The organism is Paenibacillus curdlanolyticus YK9, from assembly GCF_000179615.1.
In the GTDB taxonomy this organism is placed as follows: domain Bacteria; phylum Bacillota; class Bacilli; order Paenibacillales; family Paenibacillaceae; genus Paenibacillus_T; species Paenibacillus_T curdlanolyticus.
Genome location: NZ_AEDD01000004.1, coordinates 398,499 through 407,748, shown reverse-complemented (window position 1 = coordinate 407,748; position 9,250 = coordinate 398,499). Strand labels below are relative to the sequence as shown.

The 9,250-nt window shown below is 48.8% G+C and carries 18 protein-coding genes; all 18 read left to right on the top strand.

Annotated features, from left to right (window positions below; translation table 11 throughout):
• Positions 1-71 precede the first annotated feature (71 nt).
• Positions 72-995, top strand: a complete 924-nt coding sequence (locus PAECUDRAFT_RS09735) for an ABC transporter permease (protein ID WP_006037949.1) — start codon at positions 72-74, stop codon at positions 993-995.
• Complete coding sequence (locus tag PAECUDRAFT_RS09730) at positions 992-1,786, top strand: ABC transporter ATP-binding protein (protein ID WP_006037948.1); 795 nt, start codon at positions 992-994, stop codon at positions 1,784-1,786. The genes PAECUDRAFT_RS09735 and PAECUDRAFT_RS09730 overlap by 4 nt, the downstream gene beginning before the upstream one ends.
• 262 nt (positions 1,787-2,048) lie before the next feature.
• Complete coding sequence (gene rpsJ / locus PAECUDRAFT_RS09725) at positions 2,049-2,357, top strand: 30S ribosomal protein S10 (protein WP_006037947.1); 309 nt, start codon at positions 2,049-2,051, stop codon at positions 2,355-2,357.
• Between the two features lie 41 nt (positions 2,358-2,398).
• Positions 2,399-3,022 (top strand): 50S ribosomal protein L3, encoded by a 624-nt coding sequence (gene rplC, locus PAECUDRAFT_RS09720; RefSeq protein ID WP_006037946.1) that lies wholly within the window; start codon positions 2,399-2,401, stop codon positions 3,020-3,022.
• A gap of 24 nt (positions 3,023-3,046) precedes the next feature.
• On the top strand, positions 3,047-3,670 hold the full coding sequence (gene rplD / locus PAECUDRAFT_RS09715; RefSeq protein WP_006037945.1) for a 50S ribosomal protein L4: 624 nt from the start codon (positions 3,047-3,049) through the stop codon (positions 3,668-3,670).
• Complete coding sequence (gene rplW / locus PAECUDRAFT_RS09710) at positions 3,670-3,960, top strand: 50S ribosomal protein L23 (protein WP_006037944.1); 291 nt, start codon at positions 3,670-3,672, stop codon at positions 3,958-3,960. The genes rplD and rplW overlap by 1 nt, the downstream gene beginning before the upstream one ends.
• Positions 3,961-3,990: 30 nt before the next feature.
• A complete protein-coding gene (gene rplB, locus PAECUDRAFT_RS09705) occupies positions 3,991-4,821 on the top strand; it encodes a 50S ribosomal protein L2 (RefSeq protein ID WP_006037943.1) in 831 nt (276 codons plus the stop codon).
• A 68-nt stretch (positions 4,822-4,889) separates the two neighbouring features.
• On the top strand, positions 4,890-5,171 hold the full coding sequence (gene rpsS, locus PAECUDRAFT_RS09700; protein WP_006037942.1) for a 30S ribosomal protein S19: 282 nt from the start codon (positions 4,890-4,892) through the stop codon (positions 5,169-5,171).
• 39 nt (positions 5,172-5,210) lie between these two features.
• A complete protein-coding gene (gene rplV / locus PAECUDRAFT_RS09695; protein WP_006037941.1) occupies positions 5,211-5,546 on the top strand; it encodes a 50S ribosomal protein L22 in 336 nt (111 codons plus the stop codon).
• A gap of 13 nt (positions 5,547-5,559) precedes the next feature.
• The gene (rpsC, locus tag PAECUDRAFT_RS09690) at positions 5,560-6,225 is read left to right on the top strand and encodes a 30S ribosomal protein S3 (protein ID WP_006037940.1); all 666 of its coding nucleotides are present in this window, start codon (positions 5,560-5,562) and stop codon (positions 6,223-6,225) included.
• 2 nt (positions 6,226-6,227) lie between these two features.
• Positions 6,228-6,662, top strand: coding sequence for a 50S ribosomal protein L16 (gene rplP / locus PAECUDRAFT_RS09685; RefSeq protein ID WP_006037939.1), 435 nt, complete (start codon positions 6,228-6,230; stop codon positions 6,660-6,662).
• On the top strand, positions 6,652-6,852 hold the full coding sequence (rpmC, locus tag PAECUDRAFT_RS09680; RefSeq protein ID WP_006037938.1) for a 50S ribosomal protein L29: 201 nt from the start codon (positions 6,652-6,654) through the stop codon (positions 6,850-6,852). Before rplP ends, rpmC begins: the two co-directional genes overlap by 11 nt.
• 51 nt (positions 6,853-6,903) lie before the next feature.
• Positions 6,904-7,167: a 30S ribosomal protein S17 gene (gene rpsQ, locus PAECUDRAFT_RS09675; protein WP_006037937.1), complete on the top strand. Its 264-nt coding sequence runs from the start codon at positions 6,904-6,906 to the stop codon at positions 7,165-7,167.
• Positions 7,168-7,217: 50 nt separating this feature from the next.
• Positions 7,218-7,586, top strand: a complete 369-nt coding sequence (gene rplN, locus PAECUDRAFT_RS09670; RefSeq protein ID WP_006037936.1) for a 50S ribosomal protein L14 — start codon at positions 7,218-7,220, stop codon at positions 7,584-7,586.
• Between the two features lie 70 nt (positions 7,587-7,656).
• Complete coding sequence (rplX, locus tag PAECUDRAFT_RS09665; RefSeq protein WP_006037935.1) at positions 7,657-8,010, top strand: 50S ribosomal protein L24; 354 nt, start codon at positions 7,657-7,659, stop codon at positions 8,008-8,010.
• 33 nt (positions 8,011-8,043) lie between these two features.
• Positions 8,044-8,586, top strand: coding sequence for a 50S ribosomal protein L5 (gene rplE, locus PAECUDRAFT_RS09660; protein WP_006037934.1), 543 nt, complete (start codon positions 8,044-8,046; stop codon positions 8,584-8,586).
• A gap of 21 nt (positions 8,587-8,607) precedes the next feature.
• Positions 8,608-8,793: a type Z 30S ribosomal protein S14 gene (locus tag PAECUDRAFT_RS09655; RefSeq protein WP_006037933.1), complete on the top strand. Its 186-nt coding sequence runs from the start codon at positions 8,608-8,610 to the stop codon at positions 8,791-8,793.
• A 33-nt stretch (positions 8,794-8,826) separates the two neighbouring features.
• Entirely contained in the window at positions 8,827-9,225 is a 399-nt protein-coding gene (gene rpsH, locus PAECUDRAFT_RS09650) for a 30S ribosomal protein S8 (RefSeq protein ID WP_006037932.1), read from the top strand.
• Positions 9,226-9,250 lie beyond the last annotated feature (25 nt).

Here is a 9,250-nt window from a genome sequence, read left to right as displayed (position 1 = left end):
TGAAGCGAACTTTGCGGGGTGGACATGCTTCTTGTTCACACCCGCTTTTATTTTGCGAAGGAGGTCAAAGAATGGGTGACTCGTTATTAGGGGCGTTGGAGCTGGGTCTTCTTTATTCGCTTATGGCGCTTGGTGTATATATTACGTTTCGAATTTTGGATTTTCCCGATTTGACGGTAGATGGGAGCTTCACCACGGGAGCAGGTATCGCTGCAGTGATGATTGCGCATGGCTACTCCCCTTGGCTTTCGAGCATTGCTGCGTTTGGCGGCGGGCTTGTGGCAGGGGCTTGTACGGGGTTATTGCATACGAAAGGTAAAATAAATGGGCTTCTATCCGGGATTTTGATGATGATTGCGCTTTATTCGATCAACCTGCGCATTATGGATAGGCCGAACATTTCATTGATACAAGAGGATACGATTTTTACGGGCGTCTCGGTATTAACGATTATGCCAATCATCGTGATTGCATTAAAGCTGCTGCTTGATTTGTTCTTGCATACTGACCAAGGTTTGAGCTTGCGTGCAACTGGAGACAATGCAAGAATGATCAGAAGCTTCGGCGCCAATACCGACTACACGAAGATTCTCGGCATTAGTCTTTCTAACGGGCTTGTAGCGCTGTCTGGTGCAATGATTGCACAGCAAGGCGGTTTTGCAGATATTTCGATGGGCATCGGCATGATTGTCATTGGACTGGCTTCGGTCATTATAGGCGAGGCAATTTTTGGGGCCAAAACGGTATTCCGTGCTACGCTCGCTGTCGTGCTGGGATCTATCGTTTATCGAATCATTGTAGCTGTTGCCTTGCGAGTAGAGTGGCTAGAGTCGTCTGACCTCAAGCTGATTACTGCATTGATCGTCATCATCGCATTAGTCTTCCCTTCATTAAGAAAGCTGATAAAACAAAAATCGCAAGCCCGTAAGCGGACGGCGGAGCTGCTGCTGCAAGTATCCGGTCATTCAGGCGATAAGGGAGGCGCGATTCGATGATTGAAATTGCAAAAGTATCGAAGCTGTTTAATCCAGGAACGGTAGACGAGAAAATAGCGCTGATCGGAATCGAACTGAAATTGCATCCAGGCGATTTTGTAACGGTAATCGGAAGTAATGGCGCAGGCAAATCTACATTAATGAACATTATCTCTGGCGTGATGAAGCCGGACACCGGCGAAGTTAGAATAGAGGGCAGCAATATTAGTCATTTGCCGGAGTATCGGCGTAGTCGTTGGATTGGGCGCGTGTTTCAAGACCCGATGGCTGGAACGGCACCGACAATGACGATTGAGGAAAATTTGGCGATGGCTTATAAGCGGGGACAAGCGCGCGGATTTCAGATCGGCGTGACCCGTACAAGGCGAGCGTTGTTTAAGGAACAGCTTTCGAAATTAGGCATCGGCTTGGAAAACCGGCTGAAAGCAAAGGTCGGTTTATTATCAGGCGGAGAACGGCAGGCGCTTAGTCTGTTGATGGCAACCTTTACGAGGCCGCAAATTTTGCTGCTCGATGAGCACACCGCTGCATTGGATCCGGCTAGAGCGGAGCTCATAACCAATCTAACCGAAACGATCGTACGGGACATGCAGCTTACGACATTAATGGTGACGCACAATATGGAGCAAGCGATTAAGCTTGGCAACCGGCTTATAATGATGGATAAGGGACGCATTATTCTCGATGTGGACCAGAAGCGTAAGAAAAATCTGACGGTTGAACAGCTGCTTGGCGAGTTTGAGCAAATTAGCGGCCGCAAGCTGGCGGATGACCGTGTTGTACTAGGTTAAAATCGTTCTCTACTCATAATATTGCCGCCATTAAGCAGCTTGATAAATTGCGTATGGCGGTATTTTATTGCCAAATGAATAGAAATCAACTTTTAGTTGCAATTGCCCGCCCAGTTCGATATAATATTTGATGTTGGTCTGTGACGTTGCGATGATGTGAGAGGTTGCCGACACACCCGGCCCCTTTGCCATGGGGCGTGTGAGACGGGTTTTCTCACGGAGTATGTCCGATAAAAATTGGGCGATAGAAGGAGGGACTTATATGGCAAAGCAAAAGATTCGTATTCGCTTGAAAGCATACGATCATAGGATTCTTGACCAATCCGCAGAGAAAATTGTTGAAACTGCAAAACGTTCCGGTGCAGGTGTTTCCGGGCCGATTCCGCTTCCTACGGAAAAGCAAATCATCACCGTTCTCCGCGCGGTTCACAAGTACAAGGATTCGCGGGAGCAATTCGAAATGCGCACACACAAGCGCTTGATCGACATTGTTAACCCGACGCCGCAAACGGTTGATGCATTGATGCGCTTGGACCTGCCGTCCGGTGTAGATATCGAAATCAAACTGTAAGAAACAAAAAGATAGATTAGTAAAGGAAAAGAGGTGTCAACATGAAAGGTATCTTAGGCAAAAAGATCGGCATGACGCAAGTGTTTACGGCTGAAGGTAACGTAGTACCGGTAACGGTCATCGAAGCTGGCCCGAACGTCGTCCTGCAAAAGAAAGACCAAGAGAACGATGGCTATGAAGCAGTTCAGCTTGGCTTTGTGGATAAGAAAGAAAAAAATTCGACTAAGCCTGCTCAAGGCCATGCGAAGAAAGCCAATACGGCTCCTAAGCGCTACATTCGTGAAATTCGCGGTATCAACCTCGGCGAATATGAAGTTGGCCAAGTAATCAAGGCTGACGTATTCACGGCTGGCGAATTTGTTGACGTAACGGGCGTTTCGAAGGGTAAAGGCTTCCAAGGCGTTATCAAACGTTGGGGACAAAGCACGGGTCCTATGTCGCACGGTTCCCGCTATCACCGTGGACCAGGTTCCATGGGTTCGATCCAAGCGAACCGCGTGCCAAAAGGCAAACGCCTTCCAGGACACATGGGCAGCGAAACGATCACGATTCAAAACCTTGAAGTCGTACGCGTCGATGCTGAGCGTAACGTGATCTTGGTTAAAGGTTCGATTCCAGGTCCTAAAAACGCACTCGTTAAAGTCAAATTGACGGTGAAGAAATAATTTTAAAGAAAGGAGGAACTATCTATGCCTAAAGTAGCTCTTTATAACGTGAGTGGCTCGCAAGTTGGCGAAGTCGAACTGGCAGACAGCGTGTTCGGTATTCAACCGAATACTCACGTATTGCACAGCGCGGTACTTCTGCAGCAAGCTGCAGAGCGTCGTGGTACGCACAAAACCAAAGGACGTTCTGAAGTTCGCGGCGGCGGCCGTAAACCTTGGAAACAAAAAGGCACGGGTCGTGCTCGTCAGGGTTCGATTCGCTCCCCGCAATGGGTTGGCGGTGGTACGGTATTCGGACCTACACCACGCAGCTATGGCTTCAAACTTCCAAGAAAAGTTCGCCGTTTGGCGATCAAATCGGCTTTGTCCACAAAAGTGATCAGCAACGAAATCGTTGTTCTGGATCAACTGGCGTTGGCAACACCGAAAACGAAGGAATTCGCAGCTATTCTGAATAACCTCAAAGTAGCTCGCAAAGCGCTCGTAGTTACAGCTAACTACGAAGACAACGTAGCGTTGTCGGCTCGCAATATTCCAGGTGTGAAGTTCGTTGCAGCGGAAGGCATTAACGTGCTTGACGTATTGCAATACGATCGTCTGATCATCACTAAAGAAGCTGTAGAGAAAGTTCAGGAGGTGCTTGCGTAATGAAGAACCCACGCGATATTATCAAGCGCCCGGTTATTACGGAACGCACCAGCGATTTCATGGCAGCTAAACGTTATGTCTTCGAAGTTGACATTCGTGCCAACAAAACGGAAATCAAAAGCGCAGTCGAGCAAATCTTCAAAGTGAAGGTCGACAGCGTGAATACGATGCGCGTACCGGCTAAACCGAAGCGTTATGGCCGTCACAACGGATATACGTCCGAATGGAAAAAGGCGATCGTTCAACTGAGCGCCGAAAGCAAAGAACTCGAGTTCTTCGAGTCTGTATAACTTATAACTTGAGGATAGGAGGGAAACCAAGTGCCAATTAAGAAGTACAAACCGACATCTCCGGCACGCCGTGCAATGTCCGTCTCGACATTCGAAGAGATTACGACAAGCACACCGGAGAAATCGTTGCTTGCGCCACTTTCGAAGAAAGCAGGCCGCAACAACCAAGGTAAAATTACGGTTCGTCACCATGGCGGCGGACACAAACGTAAATACCGGATCATCGACTTCAAACGGAACAAGGATGGTATCGTTGGTCGCGTAGCGACGATCGAGTACGATCCAAACCGTACGTCCAACATTGCGCTCATCAACTACGCTGACGGCGAGAAACGCTACATCATCGCGCCTAAAGGTCTGAAAGTTGGCGACCAAGTAATGTCTGGTACGGAAGCAGATATCAAAGTAGGTAACGCGTTGCCACTTGAGAACATTCCAGTCGGTACGGTTATCCACAACATCGAGATGAAGCCTGGTAAAGGTGGACAACTCGTTCGTGCAGCAGGAACGGAAGCTCAGCTGCTCGGTAAAGAAGAAGAGTACGTAGTAATTCGTCTTACGTCCGGCGAAACGCGTCGCATCCTCAAAAAATGCCGCGCTACGGTCGGTTCTGTAGGTAACGAAGATCATGAACTCGTGAAAATCGGTAAAGCAGGCCGTAACCGTTGGCTCGGCAAGCGTCCGGAAGTTCGCGGCGTTGTCATGAACCCGAACGATCACCCACACGGTGGTGGCGAAGGACGCGCTCCAATCGGTCGCAAATCGCCAATGTCCCCTTGGGGCAAACCGACACTCGGATTCAAAACTCGCAAGAAGAAAAAAGCATCGAGCCAATATATTGTTCGTGGTCGCACGAAATAATAGTTGCTTGATACAATCTGCGTGACGGATTCCCGTCACGCCCACGTTCAGTGAAGGGAGGATCATCCATGGGTCGCAGTTTGAAAAAAGGTCCGTTTATTGACGGCTACCTGCTGAAGAAAGTCGAAGAGCTGAACGAGACGAACAAGAAAGTCGTGATCAAAACTTGGTCCCGACGCTCGACCATTTTCCCGCAATTCATTGGCCACACGTTGGCGGTTTATGACGGTCGCAAACACGTGCCAGTTTACGTCACGGAGGATATGGTTGGACACAAGTTCGGTGAGTTCGCACCGACACGTACGTACAAAGGCCATAGTGACGACGATAAGAAAACGGGTCGCCGTTAATTAACGGCTTGACTCGATGTTACGAGAGGAGGTTCATCCATGGCACAAGCGAAAGCACACGCTAATTTCGTACGTATCGCACCTCGTAAAGCCCAACTGGTTGTCGATTTGATTCGCGGCAAGAAGGTAGGCGAGGCGATCGCGATTTTGCGTCACACGCCAAAGTCTGCTTCCCCGATTGTGGAGAAGCTTCTGAACTCCGCTATCGCAAACGCGGAGCATAACTACCAACTCGACGTTAACAAGTTGGTAATCGAGCAAGTATTCGTGAACCAAGGACCGACGTTGAAACGCTTCCGTCCACGCGCGATGGGTCGCGCTAGCCGGATTAACAAACGTACGAGCCATATCACTTTGATCGTATCCGAGAAATAAGGAGGGAAAACGTGTGGGTCAAAAGGTAAATCCAGTCGGACTCCGTATCGGTATCATCCGTGACTGGGAATCCAAATGGTTTGCAGGTAAAGATTTCGGCGATCTTCTTATCGAAGACGTGAAAATCCGTGAATACCTGAAAAACAAGCTGAAAGACGCAGCCGTTTCCCGTATTGAGATCGAGCGTGCCGCTAATCGCGTCAACGTAACGATCAACACGGCGAAACCAGGCATGGTTATCGGTAAAGGCGGTTCGGAAGTTGAAAACCTCCGCAATCAACTTGCTAAAATTACGAACGGCAAAAAAGTGCACATTAACATCACAGAAATCAAGCATGCTGATCTGGACGCTATCCTCGTAGCAGAAAGCATTGCTCAACAGCTGGAGCGCCGGACTTCGTTCCGTCGTGCACTGAAACAAGCGATTCAACGCACAATGCGTTCGGGCGCTAAAGGAATTAAAACGTCGGTTAGCGGACGCCTCGGTGGCGCTGAGATCGCACGTACGGAAGGTTACAGCGAAGGTACGGTTCCGCTTCATACGCTGCGCGCTGATATCGACTACGGCACAGCAGAAGCACACACGACATACGGCCGCATCGGCGTAAAAGTGTGGATCTATCGCGGTGAAATCCTTCCAGCTGCTAAGAAGAAAGCTGCACAGGAAGGAGGCAACTAACCATGTTGGTACCAAAACGCGTCAAACACCGTAAGCAACAACGCGGTAACATGAGAGGTAAAGCAAAAGGCGGTACGGAAGTCGCTTTCGGCGAATACGGCCTTCAAGCTCTTGAGCCTTCATGGATTACGAACCGTCAGATCGAATCTGCACGGATCGCGATGACCCGTTACATCAAACGGGGCGGTAAAGTGTGGATCAAGATCTTCCCGCACAAACCAATCACGCAAAAGCCGCTTGAAGTACGGATGGGTAGCGGTAAAGGTAACGTTGAGAAATGGGTAGCGGTTGTTAAACCGGGCAAGGTTATGTTCGAACTTGCTGGTGTTCCGGAAGAAATCGCACGTGAAGCAATGCGCCTCGCGGCCCACAAACTCCCTGTTAAAACGAAGTTCGTGAAACGCGAAGAAGTGGGTGGTGAAGCAAATGAAAGCTAGTGAATTTCGCAACCTAACCTCTGCTGAGATTGAACAAAAAGTCGCAGGCTTCAAAGAAGAACTGTTCAACCTTCGTTTCCAACTGGCAACGGGCCAACTGGACAATCCGACTCGCATTCGTGATGTGCGGAAGGAAATAGCTCGTGCCAAAACCGTCTTGCGTGAAAGAGAACTCGGTATCAGTAGTTAATATTCACACTGCGGATAAGCCCTTTTAATGGCTTAAGGAAGGAGGAAGAACATGAGCGAACGCAATGCCCGCAAAGTTCTAATCGGCAAAGTGGTAAGCGATAAAATGGACAAAACGATCGTGGTTGCTATTGAAACATATAAAAAACATGATCTGTACCATAAACGCATTAAGAGCACGAAGAAGTTCAAAGCACATGACGAGAACAACCAGGCGAAGATCGGCGACGTCGTGAAAATCATGGAGTCTCGTCCGCTTTCCAAAGACAAACGCTTCAGACTCGTAGAAATCGTTGAAGTAGCGATCGTCCTTTAAGTTATTGGACTGAAGTCTAAAGAGCATTTTTCCGAAAGGAGGACGTTGAAATGATTCAACCATTTACGCGTTTGGCTGTCGCTGACAATTCCGGCGCTAAACAATTGATGTGCATTCGGGTGCTTGGTGGCACGGGACGTCGTGTTGGCCACATCGGAGATTTGATCGTCTGCTCCGTAAAACAAGCAACACCAGGCGGCGTTGTCAAAAAAGGCGACGTTGTGAAAGCAGTTATCGTTCGTACGAAACGTTCTGTGCGTCGTAAAGACGGATCGTACATCGCATTCGATGAGAACGCTGCGGTAATCGTGAAAGAAGACAAGAGCCCACGCGGCACGCGTATCTTTGGACCAGTTGCTCGTGAACTGCGTGACAAAGACTTCATGAAAATCGTATCGCTCGCACCGGAAGTTATCTAATATCCCTTAGGGCGCAACGCGCCGAGGGTATATATAAGCAAGACCGATCAAGCAAGCAGGAGGTGTACTCATGCCACGGCTGAAGAAAATTCTCGAATCGCATAACAACAAACTTCACGTTAAGAAAGACGATAATGTTATCGTCATTAGCGGTAAAGACAAAGGTAAAAAAGGTCGCGTAATCGCAGCTTATCCTCGCGAAAACCGTGTACTGGTCGAAGGCGTTAATATCGTGAAGAAGCACGCTCGTCCGTCCCAAGCGAATCCGCAAGGCGGCATTATCGAGCAAGAAGCTGCGATCCACGTATCGAACGTTATGCACATTGATCCGAAAAGCGGTAAAGTAACGCGTATCGGTTACAAAGTGCTCGACAACGGCAAAAAAGTCCGGATTGCTAAAAAATCCGGCGAAGTGATCGACTAATTGATCCGAGACGGAAAGGAGGTTCACTGAACCATGGCAGTAAGAATGAAAGATCGTTTCCTGAACGAAATTACGCCTTCTCTGATGCAGAAGTTTAACTATTCGACTGTAATGCAAGTGCCTAAAATCGAGAAGGTCGTCATCAACATGGGTGTCGGCGAGGCAGTAGCAAACTCCAAAGTATTGGACGTAGCTGTTGCAGAACTTCAGCTGATCGCTGGTCAAAAGCCAGTAATCACGCGTGCGAAGAAATCGATCGCAGGCTTCAAACTTCGTGAGAACATGCCAATCGGAGCGAAAGTAACACTGCGCGGCGAGCGCATGTATTACTTCCTCGACAAACTGTTCAACATCACGCTTCCACGCGTACGTGACTTCCGCGGTGTTTCGAACAAAGCGTTCGACGGTCGCGGTAACTACACGCTGGGCCTGAAAGACCAACTCATCTTCCCGGAGATCGAGTACGATAAAGTAGACAAAGTTCGCGGTATGGACATCGTCATTGTAACGACGGCCAAAACGGACGAAGAATCTCGTGAGCTGCTCACCCAACTGGGCATGCCGTTCACGAAGTAATCCACGGGAGGTGTTTACCAAGTGGCAAAAACTTCGATGAAAGTGAAGCAACAGCGCACACCGAAGTTCAAAGTGCGTGCGTACACGCGCTGTGAGCGCTGTGGCCGTCCGCATTCCGTATTGCAAAAGTTTAAAGTTTGCCGGATTTGTTTCCGTGAATTAGCATATAAAGGCCAGATCCCTGGCGTCAAAAAAGCAAGCTGGTAATCAGTTCTTAGTTCGGGAAGGAGGTTCACATAAATGGTTATGTCTGATCCGATCGCAGATATGCTGACACGTATTCGCAACGCGAATGTCGTTCGTCACGAAACCGTGGAAATGCCCGCTTCGAAAGTGAAGAAGCAAATCGCTGAGATTTTGAAACGCGAGGGCTTCATCCGCGATGCAGAATATATCGAAGATAACAAGCAAGGGATCATCCGTGTTTTCCTGAAATACGGAGCGAACAACGAACGCGTAATCACAGGCCTGAAACGCATTAGCAAACCTGGTCTGCGTGTTTACACGAAATCGTCCGAAGTTCCTCGCGTATTGGGCGGCTTGGGAATTGCAATCATTTCCACGTCCAAAGGAATTATGACCGATAAAGAAGCTCGTCAAACGAAATCCGGCGGCGAAGTCGTCTGCTACGTTTGGTAATAACTCGTCAACGATTGGAGGTGTA

Bases quoted from the DNA above. Each gene is read 5' to 3' on its own strand.
- PAECUDRAFT_RS09735 (WP_006037949.1), top strand. From the start codon at position 72: ATGGGTGACTCGTTATTAGGGGCGTTGGAGCTGGGTCTTCTTTATTCG.
- PAECUDRAFT_RS09730 (WP_006037948.1), top strand. From the start codon at position 992: ATGATTGAAATTGCAAAAGTATCGAAGCTGTTTAATCCAGGAACGGTA.
- rpsJ (WP_006037947.1), top strand. From the start codon at position 2,049: ATGGCAAAGCAAAAGATTCGTATTCGCTTGAAAGCATACGATCATAGG.
- rplC (WP_006037946.1), top strand. From the start codon at position 2,399: ATGAAAGGTATCTTAGGCAAAAAGATCGGCATGACGCAAGTGTTTACG.
- rplD (WP_006037945.1), top strand. From the start codon at position 3,047: ATGCCTAAAGTAGCTCTTTATAACGTGAGTGGCTCGCAAGTTGGCGAA.
- rplW (WP_006037944.1), top strand. From the start codon at position 3,670: ATGAAGAACCCACGCGATATTATCAAGCGCCCGGTTATTACGGAACGC.
- rpsS (WP_006037942.1), top strand. From the start codon at position 4,890: ATGGGTCGCAGTTTGAAAAAAGGTCCGTTTATTGACGGCTACCTGCTG.
- rplV (WP_006037941.1), top strand. From the start codon at position 5,211: ATGGCACAAGCGAAAGCACACGCTAATTTCGTACGTATCGCACCTCGT.
- rplP (WP_006037939.1), top strand. From the start codon at position 6,228: ATGTTGGTACCAAAACGCGTCAAACACCGTAAGCAACAACGCGGTAAC.
- rpmC (WP_006037938.1), top strand. From the start codon at position 6,652: ATGAAAGCTAGTGAATTTCGCAACCTAACCTCTGCTGAGATTGAACAA.
- rpsQ (WP_006037937.1), top strand. From the start codon at position 6,904: ATGAGCGAACGCAATGCCCGCAAAGTTCTAATCGGCAAAGTGGTAAGC.
- rplN (WP_006037936.1), top strand. From the start codon at position 7,218: ATGATTCAACCATTTACGCGTTTGGCTGTCGCTGACAATTCCGGCGCT.
- rplX (WP_006037935.1), top strand. From the start codon at position 7,657: ATGCCACGGCTGAAGAAAATTCTCGAATCGCATAACAACAAACTTCAC.
- rplE (WP_006037934.1), top strand. From the start codon at position 8,044: ATGGCAGTAAGAATGAAAGATCGTTTCCTGAACGAAATTACGCCTTCT.
- rpsH (WP_006037932.1), top strand. From the start codon at position 8,827: ATGGTTATGTCTGATCCGATCGCAGATATGCTGACACGTATTCGCAAC.